This is a genomic window from Bacillus sp. S2(2024), assembly GCF_050474045.1.
GTDB lineage: Bacteria > Bacillota > Bacilli > Bacillales > Bacillaceae_G > Bacillus_A > Bacillus_A yunxiaonensis.
The window spans coordinates 482,471-497,793 of record NZ_JBFLUS010000003.1 but is presented as its reverse complement, the minus strand read 5'-3'; the positions used below and the strand labels follow the sequence as shown (position 1 = coordinate 497,793).

13 protein-coding genes and 2 pseudogenes are annotated in these 15,323 nt (G+C 35.8%); 5 read left to right on the top strand and 10 right to left on the bottom strand.

The features are described from left to right. Positions 1–164 precede the first annotated feature (164 nt). The gene (locus tag AB1284_RS02670) at positions 165–602 is read left to right on the top strand and encodes an ester cyclase (RefSeq protein ID WP_429751884.1); all 438 of its coding nucleotides are present in this window, start codon (positions 165–167) and stop codon (positions 600–602) included. A 245-nt stretch (positions 603–847) separates the two neighbouring features. On the opposite strand, the pseudogene AB1284_RS02665 reads toward AB1284_RS02670, so the two are convergent. Both AB1284_RS02665 and AB1284_RS02660 read right to left on the bottom strand, forming a co-directional pair. Further along, positions 848–940: pseudogene (locus AB1284_RS02665) on the bottom strand (Rrf2 family transcriptional regulator); the annotation flags it as partial. Positions 941–1,066: 126 nt separating this feature from the next. Beyond that, entirely contained in the window at positions 1,067–1,936 is an 870-nt protein-coding gene (locus AB1284_RS02660; RefSeq protein WP_429751885.1) for a LysR family transcriptional regulator, read from the bottom strand. A gap of 97 nt (positions 1,937–2,033) precedes the next feature. Here AB1284_RS02660 and AB1284_RS02655 point away from each other — a divergent pair, with 97 nt between their 5' ends. Both AB1284_RS02655 and AB1284_RS02650 read left to right on the top strand, forming a co-directional pair. After that, positions 2,034–2,945, top strand: coding sequence for a DMT family transporter (locus AB1284_RS02655; RefSeq protein WP_429751887.1), 912 nt, complete (start codon positions 2,034–2,036; stop codon positions 2,943–2,945). An 861-nt stretch (positions 2,946–3,806) separates the two neighbouring features. Further along, positions 3,807–3,953, top strand: a pseudogene (locus tag AB1284_RS02650) (PEP-utilizing enzyme); the annotation flags it as partial. A gap of 192 nt (positions 3,954–4,145) precedes the next feature. Here the strand turns inward: AB1284_RS02650 and AB1284_RS02645 are convergent. Continuing rightward, complete coding sequence (locus AB1284_RS02645) at positions 4,146–5,636, bottom strand: class I adenylate-forming enzyme family protein (RefSeq protein WP_429751888.1); 1,491 nt, start codon at positions 5,634–5,636, stop codon at positions 4,146–4,148. 275 nt (positions 5,637–5,911) lie between these two features. Further along, complete coding sequence (locus AB1284_RS02640) at positions 5,912–6,790, bottom strand: LysR family transcriptional regulator (protein ID WP_429751890.1); 879 nt, start codon at positions 6,788–6,790, stop codon at positions 5,912–5,914. Between the two features lie 196 nt (positions 6,791–6,986). Here AB1284_RS02640 and AB1284_RS02635 point away from each other — a divergent pair, with 196 nt between their 5' ends. Then, complete coding sequence (locus AB1284_RS02635; RefSeq protein ID WP_429751892.1) at positions 6,987–8,195, top strand: MFS transporter; 1,209 nt, start codon at positions 6,987–6,989, stop codon at positions 8,193–8,195. Positions 8,196–8,478: 283 nt separating this feature from the next. Here AB1284_RS02635 and AB1284_RS02630 read toward each other — a convergent pair whose 3' ends face one another. The 6 genes from AB1284_RS02630 to AB1284_RS02605 form a co-directional block, all read right to left on the bottom strand. Next, positions 8,479–9,015: a GNAT family N-acetyltransferase gene (locus AB1284_RS02630; protein ID WP_429751894.1), complete on the bottom strand. Its 537-nt coding sequence runs from the start codon at positions 9,013–9,015 to the stop codon at positions 8,479–8,481. A 143-nt stretch (positions 9,016–9,158) separates the two neighbouring features. After that, positions 9,159–10,136, bottom strand: coding sequence for an ornithine cyclodeaminase family protein (locus tag AB1284_RS02625; protein ID WP_429751895.1), 978 nt, complete (start codon positions 10,134–10,136; stop codon positions 9,159–9,161). 82 nt (positions 10,137–10,218) lie between these two features. Then, positions 10,219–11,223: a proline racemase family protein gene (locus AB1284_RS02620; protein ID WP_429751896.1), complete on the bottom strand. Its 1,005-nt coding sequence runs from the start codon at positions 11,221–11,223 to the stop codon at positions 10,219–10,221. A 233-nt stretch (positions 11,224–11,456) separates the two neighbouring features. Further along, positions 11,457–11,732: a winged-helix domain-containing protein gene (locus tag AB1284_RS02615; RefSeq protein ID WP_429751898.1), complete on the bottom strand. Its 276-nt coding sequence runs from the start codon at positions 11,730–11,732 to the stop codon at positions 11,457–11,459. 135 nt (positions 11,733–11,867) lie between these two features. Continuing rightward, positions 11,868–12,242, bottom strand: coding sequence for an SH3 domain-containing protein (locus AB1284_RS02610; protein ID WP_429751900.1), 375 nt, complete (start codon positions 12,240–12,242; stop codon positions 11,868–11,870). 399 nt (positions 12,243–12,641) lie between these two features. Then, a complete protein-coding gene (locus AB1284_RS02605) occupies positions 12,642–14,219 on the bottom strand; it encodes an N-acetylmuramoyl-L-alanine amidase (protein ID WP_429751902.1) in 1,578 nt (525 codons plus the stop codon). Positions 14,220–14,622: 403 nt separating this feature from the next. Between AB1284_RS02605 and AB1284_RS02600 the strand changes: the two genes are divergently transcribed. Beyond that, complete coding sequence (locus tag AB1284_RS02600) at positions 14,623–15,300, top strand: GNAT family N-acetyltransferase (RefSeq protein WP_429751903.1); 678 nt, start codon at positions 14,623–14,625, stop codon at positions 15,298–15,300. Positions 15,301–15,323: the final 23 nt, after the last annotated feature.

Here is a 15,323-nt window from a genome sequence, read left to right as displayed (position 1 = left end):
GGAATTCAATTCAGAACATGCAGGATCTTTTCTTATTACACTAACGATGGCAGTATAGCGAAATAAATAATGGGATAATTATTTACTTGTATTAAAGGATCATATTCCTGAATAAACCTATGAGGGGAAATTAACTTATTAATTTTAAAAGGGTGGTTTAAAAGATGGATATTTCAGAACTTGTGAGCAATAAAAAGGTAGTAGAGAATTTCTTCAAGGTTGTTAATCTTCGCCAATCTGAGAGATTAGTAGAGTTTATGGCTACAGATGTAATTGATTATAACAAAATTATCCATGGCGAGGACGATAAGCCTGGTGCAGCCTTTGATGGTATCCGGCAGCAGTTAGCGGCTTTCAATCCCTTACACTTTCATATTGAGGAACTTATCGCTGAAAACTCCCGCGTAGTTGCACGAATCACCCAAAGTGGTGTCCATACTGGGGGCCATCCTCGAATGCCAATACCGACTAATGGTAAGTTTGAGAATGAGGCAATTTACATATTTACTGTAACCAATCAGAAAATTAGTGAGATTCGGGCAGTCAGCGATCGTTTAGGATTATTCCTACAACTTGGTTGGGATTGGCCTAAAACTGACTAAACTCAAAATATTGTTAAGCTAAAAAGTACTTAAATTGAATATGAAACACCAAAAATAATTAATTTCATTCGGTCGTCTGCTTTTCTCTCAAACCATATAACACGAGCATTACAATTCATCAGATACAGAAATAGACATACAAAAACGCCATCCTTTCTTATGATTCTACAGAAAGAATAGCGTATTTTTTCATTTTAGGGGGTATTTTATTTTATTAGCTTGATAGCGATGTGGCGAGACCCCCCAGCCATAAATTCTGAAGTACAAATAGAAGATGGATTGTTTTTCAAAGTAGATAAAATATGAACAGCTATAGAAAAGGGGATACTAATTTTCATCATGATCACCACCTAGATGTAATCATCTATGGTTACAACCATATTATAAGTCAGCCCTTTCTATAAAACTTTTTGACCTGTTCTAACAATACGTAAAAAGGAACCTTACAAGCAAGATGCCTTTTGTTATTCTGCAAACAACCTTTGAAATTCCTCAATAAAAAGTTGAACAGCTAGTGAAGACTCTTTTAATGAAGGAACAGCTAACGCGATTTCTCTCCATACTTGAGGTGCTAATTCTTTCGTTTTGACATTTGGAGGTAAATTCGTTAAAGATAATTTAGCTGATATCGCTAAACCTATCCCCTCTTGAATCATATTTAAAGATGTTGGAACGTTAGATACCGCATACTCAATTCGAAGTGTTACACCTGCTTGTTTAAACATATCAATAATTGGTGGTTCATATCCTCCCTTACCTAAAATAATTGGTTCACCTTCTAAATCATTTATTGTAATAGCTTTTTTCTCACAAAGAGGATGATCATCTCGCAAGACAACAACCATTTTTTCTTTTGTTAACGGTACAGTCTCCATTTCTTTATTGGGCAAAATAACAATTCCCACATCAATTACACGTGATACTAGCCATTCTTCCACTTCTTTAAGAGTTCCTTCATAGAGAACCAGCTCTAAATTCGGATATTTTTCGCGAAAGATATTAATCATTTTAGGTAAGAAATATGCTGATGCACTTGGAAAACTTCCGATTCGAATTGTCCCGACTTCATATCCTTTCTCCATCGCAACCTCTTGCTCTACTTTCTCAACGCCATTTAAAATTTCCCGAAAATGAACAAGAATCCGATTTCCTACATCAGTCAGAATTAGACCTTTCCTTTTATCACGTATAATAAGCGTTACACCGAGTTCCGATTCAACACTAGAAATAGCATGACTCACAGCTGGTTGTGTCATATTCAAAACTCGAGCTGCCTTCGTAAAACTTCCTAATTCAACTACTTTTACAAAAACTTGAAGTTGTGTAATGGTCATAACAAATTACTTATACCCCTTATAAAAAAGATTCATTTTATTTATCGCGTTCAATATTATACTATTGGGAAATGAAATACAACAAGGAGGTATTATCATGACACAGCTGTCACGAACAAAAACGGTCATGCTCCTTTCATTTCTCGTTCTTATATGGGGAATTAATTGGCCTTTATCTAAATTCGCTCTGCATTATACACCGCCCTTATTATTTGCAGGAATTAGAACAGTAATGGGAGGATTCATTCTACTTATTTTCGCATTGCCAAAATACAAACAATTATATCTAAAAAAAACTTGGCATTTATACTTTATTTCAGCTTTATTCAATGTTATTTTATTTTACGGTCTACAAACTGTAGGACTTCAGTATATGCCTGCTGGACTTTTTACTGCTATTGCATTTCTCCAGCCTGTCTTACTTGGAATTTTCTCTTGGATTTGGCTTGAAGAAGTAATGTATGGCTTAAAAATTTTTGGTCTTATTCTTGGATTTGCAGGCGTTGCTGTTATTAGCTCTAGTGGCTTCACTGGACATATTTCTATCATCGGTATTTTTCTTGCTTTAGGATGCGCAATAGGCGGGGCGCTAGGAACTGTTTTTATAAAAAGAACTGGGAACCGTGTAAACATTATTTGGATGGTAACCCTTCAACTCATTATCGGTGGATTTTTCTTAATTGGGTTCGGTTCAGAATTTGAAAGTTGGTCTAGTATCGCTTGGAATGTACCATTTGTAATCATACTACTATTCAATTCAATCTTTGTAATTGCAATGGGGTGGCTTTCTTACTTTACACTTGTCGGAGCTGGAGAAGCAAGTAAAGTTGGTGCCTATACATTTCTTATTCCACTTATCGCAATTATTATAAGTTCTATTTTCCTACATGAGGTGATTACAATTAGCCTATTTGTTGGCCTTCTATTTATTGTCGTAAGCATTTGCTTTTTAAATATAAAACCGAAATCACTCATGATGGAACAATCGGTTGACCCTAAAAGATACTAATTAAATAAAAAAAGAAAGCGCCTATTATTAAACTGTACCGTATAAAATGGACAGTTTAATAATAGGCGCTTTCTTTAATCCATGAGCATGCGGCGAGACCCCATCGCTATCAAGGTAAGATCTCATCATACACCCCGAACGAAAATTTTGTGCATTTTGCTCGTTTTTATTGTTTTGGGGTATTTCTGAATTCTGAAGTTGATGGCAATGTATGAGCCCCCATCTTACTGCGGACTAGATCAGGAACCTTGTCACTAGGCCTATATACTTTCAACACTTCTAATTATTGAGTGAATGTTCTTTATGACCTTATACAAAATCTAGTAAATCAATGAAATAAGTAAAAAGTTGTTTATTTTACAATAAAGTCGTTTAAAAAATAATAAAGTTGTTAAAAAAATGCGGGTCATTCTCTTCAACAATCGGGCCATTTAATGGAATAAGACTCTCAAATTAAACTGGATGTTTATGTTAGGTGTGTGATTGTGAAAAAATGCACTTAAACTAATGAAGCAGGTTAGTTTAATAAGAGCTTGATATCTCATATTAATACAAGGTGTTTTTTGGAAAATAAACAGACTAAATGGAAAAAGTTGATGTTATTCATATTCATTGTGGGTTAAAAGGTATATGAGCTGCTTTCGAGGGGTGAACCGGGGCATCAGCCTACTTTATGGTAAGGTCTAGCTGTTTTTTGAACTCTTCCTAACTTAATTATACCATGTAGAAAATCGTTAATATAGATTGTTTCTTCTCAGTTACTACTGCTAGAATCAATAGAACATGAATGGTAAGGAGAGATGTGGAATGAGTTCTTTGGTTCTCCGTTTTCAGGAAATGGAAAAAACGCAGCTTTTGCTCGTTGGTGGACTGATGACCCACGGAGCAGTTATCGCGCGTGAATATGGCTTACCGGCGGTTGTTGGTGTAGAAAATGCTACTAAACTGATAAAAGATGGGCAACGAATTCGCGTGCATGGAACAGAAGGATATATCGAAATACTCTAATTGTCGCATACATTTAGAGTTAATTAGTATCATCTCACTCTAGCGGTTACCAGAGCTATCTAGCAGAAATTATACTAGGCAGCACTGAGATTCCGACAAAACATACACTCATACAGTTCATTCCAATCATTATATGAAGCGACGCAAAACATATCTTTGCGTCGCTTTTTACATAGGAAACTGGTCAACAGTTTATCTCAACTCTCTTTTTAGTACCTTCCCTAAAGCATTTTTTGGTAATTCCTCAACGAATATTACTTCTGGTATTTTATAGCTCGCTAATTTTAGCTTACAGTACTGCATAATATTTTCTTCTGTTAGTGATGTGTGAATGTCTTTCACGATATAGGCTCTTGGAATTTCTCCCCAAAAATCATCTGGAATTCCAACTACTGCAACTTCTAACACACCACTTATTTCATGAATGACTTCTTCTACTTGATCTGGATATACATTATCACCGCCATGTACAATCACATCTTTGTATCTTCCCATTATATATAAGAATCCGTCTTCATCTAGCATCCCTGCATCACCCATGTGAAACCAATTATTCTTTACTACTTTTCTTGTTGCCTGTTCGTTATTCCAATACCCTTTAAACATATATGGACTTTTTACAATAATCTCTCCAACTTCATTCGCAGGTAATTCTTCTCCTGTCTCTGGATGAATAATCTTTACCTCTACATGTTTAATCGGTTTTCCTACAGAAGATATTTTTTCTTTCCCCATATTTGGTCTCCATGAACTTACGACCCAACCTTCTGTACTTCCATATGCTTGTGCCATACATATTCCTTTCTCCGCATACCTTTGTATCAGACTTTCAGGTACTTTTGTTCCACCACTTTGCGCTACTTTGAAAGAAGGAATATTTCGTTCTTTTTTATTGAATTCATCAAGCATATAACTGTACACAGCTGGAAACGCAAGCATAGTTGTAATCTTCTCTTTTTCAATCGTATCCCAAATGAGACTAGGATTTGAATCAGATAGAAAAATCATCGTAGTACCGTGATAAATACAATTTAATATAGAAAGTACACCGCTCATATGAAAAAGTGGATGTACGGAAAGAAAACGTCCGCCTGCCGGAATCTTCCTTTGGCCTGCAACTTCCGTAAAATAATTATGCAAATTTCTATGACCAATAACACATGCTTTCGCATTTCCGGTTGTTCCAGAAGTAAATAAGAAAATCGCATCATCATCTTCATGAACTTCTACCATTGGTTCCGTTTTCGGCTGGTCTTGTAATCGTAATTCAAATGAATTTGATACTTCCATTCCCTTTCCAGTTTCTATTACATGTTGAATTTCTTTTACTGCTTCAATTTTAGATACAACTTCATTAAATTCAGCATCATGAAATAATACCTTTAGCTTCGCTTCTTTTACAATCGTTTCTAATTCATAAACAGTAAGTTGATGATTAAAAGGTATGAGTACAGCACCGATTTTTAAGCTTGCCATCATAATCGTTGGAAACGGATGATTATTTTTACATAAAACACCGATACGATCTCCTTTTTGCACACCACTGTTTAACAAGTAATGAGCAAGCTGATTTACTCGTTCATTATATTCTTTAAATGAATATCTTTCGCCACCACCAACAAGTGCTTCAATACTTGGTGATTGTGTTGCTTGTGTTTGTAATAACTGTTGCATTGTACGCAAGAAGAACACCCCTTTTTATTTTTAGAATTTTATTTTACTATATTAATTATTAATTTACTAAAGATTAAATTTGGTGAATGTAATTCAATCAAAAAAACATCCCTTTACCTAGTATGTATCGGGATATTCTCGTTATAACATATGAGATTTTTTCGTTTTAGAACGAACATGATGTGATAATATAGTTAGAAGTTATTGTTTCATAACTGTTTGGCTATTTCATCTAGTTTCTTTACAATCTGTTGCCCCCTACTGATGAGAGATATGAGGGTTAGCTAAAATAGTTCAATAAATTTACGTGCTGCTTTGGAAAGATATCGTTGTTTAAGCCAAACTAGTGCTATCTCTGATTGAAGAGAAGAGTCTATGATGTCCAATACCCTAATTTCAACATTACGAAATGCAGATACTGACGATTTAGGAAGTATACTTGCTCCAATTCCAGCTTCAACTAAAGAAAGAAGTATATTCATATCTGGACATTCGCACAAGATATTTGGCTGGAATCCGAATCGTTCACATTCTTCTACAATTCTTTCATACAGCCCTTCTCCCTTCGTTCTGTGAACTAGCAATAAAGGGATATCTTCAATCTCTTTCATTTGAATCGCTTCTTTTAAACGGAAATTTTCCCAATTTTTCGGTACCACAAAAACAAATGATTCCTTTTCCAAAGGGATCATAGAAAGACCTTCTATTTCTAAAGGAAGACGAATAATAGCAAGTTCGATATTGCGGTTTTCCAACTGTTTACTCAATTCAGCTGGATCTCCTCCCCACAGTTTAAATGAAATCATTGGATAGTTTTCATGGAAATATTGAATTCTTTTAGGTAGATAAGAAACACATGAGGCAACTATACCAATGGATAGAGAACCTCTGATTCCTTCACCTGCTTCTTTTACTTCTAATATCGATTCCTCAAATAAGTTTAAAATATTCTGGGCTTTTTGATATAGAATTTTACCTGCCTCAGTGAGCTCCATAGTCTTACCATTTCTTTTTCGTTCTAATAGTACGGTACCAATCTCTTCTTCCATAAGTCGAAGTTGCTGGCTTAATGGGGGTTGTGCCATGTGAAGTTTTTTGGCAGCACGAGAAATTTGCCCTTCTTCAGCAATAACAAGAAAGTAGCGTAATTGTCTTATATCCATCGTTTCCCTCCATAATATATATGATTTTGATATATATAAGTAACATTATAGATATTTTCCATATAAATATGTAGGTGATAATATAAGTAAGCAAATAAAATAGAATGAAAATAATTCAAACATGGCTCTTCATGTTTATCTGATGGGAAAGACCAAGCGTAGGAACTTACTATGAATTATATGGGAGGTGGAAATATTGGATAAACCCAAATTATGGACAAAAAATTTTATCAGTATTGCCATTACTAATTTTCTTGTGTTTACAACATTTTATTATTTGTTGGTTACACTGCCGATATATGCTTTACAAGAATTGCACGGTGCCGAGTCTGAAGCAGGACTTATTACTACAGTTTTTTTGATTGCATCTATCCTAACGCGTCCATTTGCAAGTAAATGGATTGAAAAGTCAGGAAAGTATACCGTTTTTATAAGTTCCCTCCTAGTTCTTTCCACAGCGTCAATTTTCTATTTTATTCCACAATCTATAATTGGCTTGCTAGTTCTTCGCTTTTTTCATGGAATTGGCTTTGGAATGGCAACAACGGCCACTGGAGCAATTGTTGCCGATATCATCCCAGACTCTCGCAAAGGAGAAGGGATGGGGTACTATGGACTAACGCTAAATCTTGGTATGGCTATTGGTCCCCTTTTAGGTTTAACCGTTATGCATCAAGCAGGGACAAATGTAATGTTTATCATAAATACACTATGTTCTCTCTTTGCACTCGTTGCAGGATTATTTGTTACATTACCTAAGAAAACTATTATGCCAGAACGAACAATTGAACGAAATACAGGTGTGAAAATTGGAGGGTTTTTAGAAAACTCCGCCATTCCTGTATCGATGGTTTCAGCTTTCTTTGCATTGATATATTCAGGAATTATTTCTTTCGTATCCATATTTGCTAAAGAGCATAATTTAGTGGAAGCTGCTGGTTATTTCTTTGTTGTGTACGCAGTGGTCCTTTTAATTTCCCGGCCTTTTACTGGAAAATGGTTTGATGTATTCGGGGCAAATATAATAATTTATCCCGCTATTTTATCCTTTGCAGTCGGTACGTTCTTATTGAGTGTATCGAATACGTCCTTGTTATTTCTTTTATCAGCAGCTCTTATTGGATTGGGCTGGGGAACCACGTTTCCTAGTCTTCAAACCATCGCCATTCAAGTAGCACCTCCTGAAAAAAGAGCTTTGGCTACGGCTACATTCCTCTCTATATTTGATTTTGGGTTCGGCATTGGATCATTTATCTTTGGTATTGCAGCATCTAAAATTGATTATGGCTCCATATATTTTTATTGTTCATTCCTTATATTAATTGGAATTGGAGTTTACTATTTATTGCATGGTAGAATATCTTCACATTCTATTGCGAAAAAGATAGAAAAAAATATTTCTTAAGTTATAGAATATAATGGATTGTTAACGAAAGAATTTAGCGCGCTAAGAAGCTGATATAGAAAGGGCCGGAGTTTCTTGTGAAATGGAATCCGTTTTTTTCATTTCTTACCGTATGATTTTTTCTGTTTCGTGACGTAACCCTATCGCCATCAAGCTAAAAAATTCATTGTTCCCCAAAACAAAAAAATATTCCACATTATATGTAATAAAGACCCTTAGACAAATTTCACCATACAAAAAGAGGCTGTTCATAGAAAGCGAATTCTATGGACAACCTCTTTAATTATAACTCTGAAAAAGCTTCTGAATAATGAACGATACCTTGGACATTTTCAAGTGCATTCTCGGTTAGCTCTAAGGCCATATATATTTCGGCAGGCACATCAAATGGAGCTTGTATATTCCATAAGCTGGCTGGTTGAAAGCCAAACTTTGGATAGTATTCTTTATGTCCCAACACAATTACTGATCGATACCCCAGTTCTTTTGCTTTTTTTAACGCAGCATGAATTAATTGACTGCCAATTCCTTTTTTCTGATGCTCAGGTACAACAGCAACTGGAGCGAGTGCCAAAGAATCGACAGCGTGATCACCATCTACAATCTTTATTTTAGACAACAGAATATGGCCAATCATATCCTTATCCTGATTGAATGCAACCAATGAAAGATCCGGAATAAATGCATCTGATTTCCGAATCCGATTTACAAGTATATGTTCTTTCTTATCGCTAAATTCTTCATTGAAAAAGGCTCTTTTCACAATTTCTTCCGTCTTATCGTAGTCTTCAATAAGCTCTTGTTGAATTAAAATATCCATCTATAGTCTCCTCTTCTTTTCTTTATGCTATAAATGATACTTCCCCAGCTCTAAACATAAGTTTACCAAACAAAAACCCCCATTTCGTATACATTCATTTTATGGGGCTGTGTTATCAGCGTCAAACTCTGGTATGTCACAACCTACAATTCAACCCTAAGACCCGCACCATTCTCAACAGCTTTCTCATAAAAATACTTCGCTACCACAATATCCACAACGGCCAGTCCGACAGATTTAAATACGGTAATTTCTTGATCGCTTTCCCTGCCAATTCGTTCGCCGCTTATAATTTGTCCGAGTTCTGCGTGAATATCGCTTTCTTTGAAAAGTCCTTCTTGTATTGGGACTTGGAGATCGCCGGTTTCTTCTAGTGCTGCTTCTTTTGATTCCACGACTACTTTATTAGCTGAGGAAATGACATGAGAAGGCAGTTCTTGCATCACCGGTCTGAATGAACCAACAGCATTTACGTGAACACCAGGTTTTAATGTGTCTGAGAAAACGGGTGTTACGGAGTTCGTTGTCGTGACAACAATATCTGCCTCACGCACTGCTTCATTCGCATCTGTGTATATGTAAACAGGTTTATTAAATTTCTCTTTAATATACTCGGCAAACTCGGCAGCCTTTTGTTCTGTCCGGTTATAGAGCATAATTTTTTCAATGTCTCGCACAGCGAGCATGGCCTCAGCAAGCCCTTTTGCTTGTTCTCCTGTACCGATGATGCATAAGTTTTTCGCATTTTGACGGGCTAGGTACTTCGTCGCTACACCTGATAATGCTCCTGTTCGAATCATTGTTAAATACGATCCTTCTAAAAGAGCAAGTGGTTCTCCTGTTTCAAAATCTGATAGCATCACAACTCCGTTTATTGTCTTCTTTCCTATTTTGGGATTATTTGGAGCTACCGTTACTACTTTTAATCCAAGCGCACCAAGGTCTTCAGCTACTGAAGGCATCATTAATGCGGTATTTTTTGAATTAGAAAATGGTAAAGAATAGCGAATCGGAGTGATTGTTCTTTCTGCAGAAAACTCTTGTAGGGCAATCGCCGCGTATTCAATTACTTCATTCATATCTACTAAACTTCTTTGTTCAGCTGCATTTATGACTAGCATATTACCTCGTCCTTTCCTGAATCATTTGCCAATATAACAGTTACTTCACCATTTCAGCTTCAATCCCCTTGTTTTCTAAACATTAAGCCAATAAAAAACCTTGTTTTAACGGATCTCTTGGGTCCATTACAAATTGGTGGAATCCTGTAATAAACGCCTGACCAGTCACTTTTGGAATGATTGCCTCGTATTCACCTACTTTTGTCGATGACAACACTTCTCCAATAAATTGTCCGTCAGTAATGCATTCATGGACGAAACTTCCGCCTTCTTGTAGCACTTCATTTTCAACAAGCGTTGCAAGTCTAGCTGAAGTACCTGTGCCGCAAGGAGAGCGATCTACTTGCCCATCAGCAAAAATGGTTACATTTCGTAACGTGGCATTTTTTCCATTTGGTTCGTCTGAAAAGATAACGCCATATATTCCCTTTAAATCTTCTTCGAGAGGATGTTTTACTTCCATTTGACTTTCAATGTAGTGTTTAATTTTCCCGCCCCACGTTTGAATAGCAGATAAATCTTTAAAGTTTACTTTTAAACCAAATTCTTTACTGTCTACAACAGCATAGAAAGCTCCTCCAAAAGCAATGTCTACTTGAAATTCATAGCCGTCAATTTTTACAGGAACATCTTTCTTGTAAACAAAAGAAGGAACATTTTCAAATGTCACGGATTCCACTTGATTTCCGATGTATTTTGCATACGCGATAACCTCTCCTGCCGGGCTATCAATAATGAATTTTTGTTCTTCTCCTGCCACTTCGAACATGCCCGTTTCAATTCCGACCGTGATTACAGCAACAATTCCATGGCCGCACATTGTACTCCAACCTTCATTATGCATAAACAATACTCCAAAATCAGCATGTGAACTTGCAGGAGGTGTAATGATACAACCGTACATACCATGATGTCCTCTCGGTTCATACATCAAAACTTCACGAAGATGGTCCAAGTGCTCCATACAATATGCTCGTCTTTCTAATTGTGTTGTGCCTTTTATCACTGGTACCCCGCCTGTAATAATGCGTAATGGTTCCCCGGCTACATGTGCATCAATTGTTGTGTACATTTTGCTAATATTCATTTCTTGTCCCTCCGATATTTGTATTCTCATATGAGATGCTTGTTATTTTAAAAGTTTCCTATTTTTTATTAGCAAATATTGTGCCGGAATTTAGGAACTGAATATTATCAATAACCAATCAATTGTATTTGCACTTTGTCTAAAAAATTTTACCCTTTCCATAACAAATTTTTATACACGTGTATATTTTCTTTGAATAGACGAAAGTAAAAAGAGCCTTAATTGGCTCTTTTTTAGTGTAATACTTCTTCATCCAGTATTTTTAATTTGTTTTGTACATCTTTCAGCTCTTGCTTTCCATTTGAGGTAATGGAATAAGTTGATTCTTGAGAGGATGTTAAAAATTGTTCGCTAGCTAAATGCTGTAACTGTTTTTGTATTTCATTTTGACTAACTTGGTACCCATGTTTTTCAAGTTCCTGTTTCATTTGGCTAGTTGAAATGCTTTGTTCATTTGCGTGATATAACATATGAATTCGAATGAAGTTATCTTGAAAATCCTTATGCATGATTATCCCCTACCTTGTATTTTGTTCATTATTACCATTCCTTATTTTGTAGAAGGATATGTAAAACTGTTTACAAATTATCTTAAATGAAGTTCTAAGTTGTTTCATTTTCGAATAGCGAATAATGAATAATAGCTATTCTAGTATAAATGAAGGGTTATCATCTAATATAGCTAATACTTTATTAGGTACCCAGCCCTTCTCAGCCTGTGTGGTATGAACAAAACTCCATTCATTGAGTTCCAATTCTTTTTCGACTAACATACTAGGAGTAACAGTCAATTCGTGTGCGGAATAGTCTGTTAACGCAGCCGCGATTTGTTCCCCATTCGGTGTACTTAATATTTGTTTTGGTACCCATCCGCGCTTTTTAGAATGGATTGCTTCACAAAAAATCCAGTTTGGAAATTCAGTATCTTCTCTTCCGTATATAACAACATCTCCTTGAGCTAAAACAATTGGTTCCGGATAATTTGAATAATGTGGGTGAACCACTTTAAATTGTTTCATAATATGCCTCCAAATATTTTATTCAACGCTTTTATTGACCGAATTAATATCTGAATATTATTTCTTTTTATTATATAAAGAAACTAAAAAACATGGTATAAAAATCCAATCTTACACCATGTTTTTAAAGGACCATATTATTTTTTTAACAACTTTAATGTCATTCCACAGTTTTTACATATGTATCAGTTAAGCTTAAAATAACCTATAAGGGATTTGTTGTAATTGGATTTGTCATAACCTTTTTCTATTCATTTGTATAGGATTTTAAAAGAAGCTTAAAAAGTGAGAGAGTAGGATTTACGGAAGTGTGTATATAGTAAGCTGTATTATTTTATAAGAAGAGGCTGCCCCACTTTCAGACAGCCTCTTTCTCATTTCCATTCTACAAATCTGTTATTAACGGTAAGAAGAAACGTCATTACCTTTCCACTCATAATAGTCTAAGATACCAGCGTAAATCGCTTCTGCAGCGCGTTGTCTCCATTCTGGAGAGGATAGTTTTTCACCCTCTATCTTGTTGTCAACGAATCCTAGTTCTGTTAATACAGCAGGCATTGTGTTTTCTCGAACGACATATAAGTCGCCATCTTTTACGCCTCTGTCACTTGTTCCAAGTGCATCCACAAGACGATTTTGAATTTTTTCTGCTAGCATACGACTTTCATCTACATGTGGGTTTGTTTGGCTCGTTGCTGATTTGTAATAGTATGTTTCTGTACCTTGAGCAGTTCCATCAAAACCATTGCCATGAATACTTACAAAGATATCCCCATGATTCGCTTGCGCAAATTCTACTCGTTTTTTTAGAGAATCTTTTGCATCTGTTCCTGGTCTTGTGTCATTATTATGTGTTAGCAATACAGTAAATGGTGTTTTTTGTTCAAATAATTTCTGTACGCGTAAGGATGTGTCTAATACAATTTTACTTTCATCCATGTCTACGCCTTCGTGGCCTGGATCTATACCGCCATGACCTGGATCAATAATAATTGCTTTTCCTTCTAAGAAGTTTGCTTGATTTAATTGATTTTTATCAAGCCATTGGAAGCCAGCGTCTGTACGGATACGAATCCAGCTTCCGTTTTCTTCAACGACTGTTACCGTTTGCGGATTATATTTCCCCATCACTTTAGACGAATGTGATGCTTCTTGATATGTAGTAAAGGCTTTATCGATATACTCTGTTTTCTCTTTTAACGGCGTCCATTTATCTCCTTGATCCGTTACAATTTTAATCCAGCCATCTTGTTCCCCTTTTACGATAACGGTTTGAGGTTCATGTTGATTTGATGTAATACCTGATGATAGCGATGGCTGATGATATGTTATGAACTTTCTATCTATGTACATTTTTTTCGTTTGCTGTTGACCGTCATTTTTCAACATATTCGTTTTGGCAGTAAGCTGTGCTGCTTCTACACGTTTTATAGGGGCATCTGGTTTCCAGCCATTATCTGTACCGGCAGAGATATTTAATTCTACTAAAATACCTGCGAACTTTTCACCCCAATGGCCTTTTAAGTCTGCAAATTTCGTAGGTAACGTTCCGCTAACGTCTTGATCCAATTTATATGTATTCACAAGCATCGCTGCCATAGCGGCACGAGTAACTTGTTCATCCGGATTAAATATACCGTTTCCTTCCCCTGCAATGATCCCTGCTTTTTCAGCAGCTGCGATGTACGGAGTTGCCCAATGATTCTGTGCATCTTTAAAAGATGGTTTCGCATTTCCATTAACTTGTAACCCTAAAGCTTTTGTCATGATTGTTGCCGCTTGAGCACGTGTTAATGTACCATCTGGTGCAAATGTACCATCTGGCATTCCGCTAATTACCTGTTTATTAACTAAATAAGTAACCGATTCTTTTGCCCAATCAGGTACATCTGAAAATGTATTTGTTTGAGCTAACCCACTAACTGGATATGTTAATAAATTTACTGCTAGAATACCTGCTACTACTCGATGCTTCATAAAAAACAATTCTCCTCTCCAAATCTTCTTAAAAAGAAATTTCATATGAATCTCTTAATCTTCAATTTTCAGGAAATCAAAAAAGTACATTCGTTACCACTTATAATAGTTTATAACACCTATATTCTATAGTAAATATATTTAAATATATTTCTCTCTTAGCTAGAAAAGGATAATACGGATATAAATAGAAACAATTTCAAAGGGAACAGAACCTTAAAGTAACAGATTCAATAACCCACAAAGAGTACATTCTTCTTGGATTATTAGAATAGTTTATCGGAAAATTGGCAAGAAAACTCCATCTTCAAAATGTGCAAGGCATAGCCCAGTTTAAGGTGGAAATTGTGACAGAACAGTCCGATACATTCAGTTTCCAGGATATGAAAGGTGGAGATGTAATTTGGCTCAAGAATACAAGCTAATGGAAATACAAGCGGATGTATTATTCAAATATGATAATTCGGGCAGAATGACAGAAATAAATGAGCCTGGAGGTCTAGTTGCTCCTTTCTTTTTTCTTGGTCGTACTAGAGAAGGAAATGTCATTCGTTTCAATACAATATTCCCAAATTCAAAGATGGATAAAGTGTTGCAAGTGATTAACAACAATGAGCATATCGTTGACCTTAAAAACTTAATTGTTATTGTAAATGAGATCAGACCGATAAGAAGCATATGGATGGGCCCAGCTTACGTTTTTCCCGAAAATTTTAATATGACATCAGATGCAGCTCGAGTAACAAATGAAAATAGGGAATTACTAAAAGTGGGTTTTCCAAATCTATTGGGGGAGTTTGAATGGAGACAGCCTTGTTTCGCTATTATTCAAGACGGTATTGCGGTTTCTGTATGTTGTAGTGCGAGAAAGAGTGCAAAAGCAGCAGAGGCTAGTGTGGAAACTTTGGAAGCCTATAAAGGAAACGGATACGGAACAAAAAGTGTTATTGCTTGGGCCAACGAAATCAAGAGAGAAGGGTTACATCCTCTTTACAGTACAACGTGGGATAATTTCTCTTCACAAGCAATAGCTAAAAAATTGGGTCTTCATAAATATGGAGTAGACTTTCATATCAGTTAAGTTTTTTGTAATTAGCGTTTAAT

What these genes read in the sequence shown, in the direction of transcription:
- AB1284_RS02670 (WP_429751884.1), top strand. Translation starts at nt 165, where the DNA reads ATGGATATTTCAGAACTTGTGAGCAATAAAAAGGTAGTAGAGAATTTC.
- AB1284_RS02660 (WP_429751885.1), bottom strand. Translation starts at nt 1,936, where the DNA reads ATGACCATTACACAACTTCAAGTTTTTGTAAAAGTAGTTGAATTAGGA.
- AB1284_RS02655 (WP_429751887.1), top strand. Translation starts at nt 2,034, where the DNA reads ATGACACAGCTGTCACGAACAAAAACGGTCATGCTCCTTTCATTTCTC.
- AB1284_RS02640 (WP_429751890.1), bottom strand. Translation starts at nt 6,790, where the DNA reads ATGGATATAAGACAATTACGCTACTTTCTTGTTATTGCTGAAGAAGGG.
- AB1284_RS02630 (WP_429751894.1), bottom strand. Translation starts at nt 9,015, where the DNA reads ATGGATATTTTAATTCAACAAGAGCTTATTGAAGACTACGATAAGACG.
- AB1284_RS02625 (WP_429751895.1), bottom strand. Translation starts at nt 10,136, where the DNA reads ATGCTAGTCATAAATGCAGCTGAACAAAGAAGTTTAGTAGATATGAAT.
- AB1284_RS02620 (WP_429751896.1), bottom strand. Translation starts at nt 11,223, where the DNA reads ATGAATATTAGCAAAATGTACACAACAATTGATGCACATGTAGCCGGG.
- AB1284_RS02615 (WP_429751898.1), bottom strand. Translation starts at nt 11,732, where the DNA reads ATGCATAAGGATTTTCAAGATAACTTCATTCGAATTCATATGTTATAT.
- AB1284_RS02610 (WP_429751900.1), bottom strand. Translation starts at nt 12,242, where the DNA reads ATGAAACAATTTAAAGTGGTTCACCCACATTATTCAAATTATCCGGAA.
- AB1284_RS02605 (WP_429751902.1), bottom strand. Translation starts at nt 14,219, where the DNA reads ATGAAGCATCGAGTAGTAGCAGGTATTCTAGCAGTAAATTTATTAACA.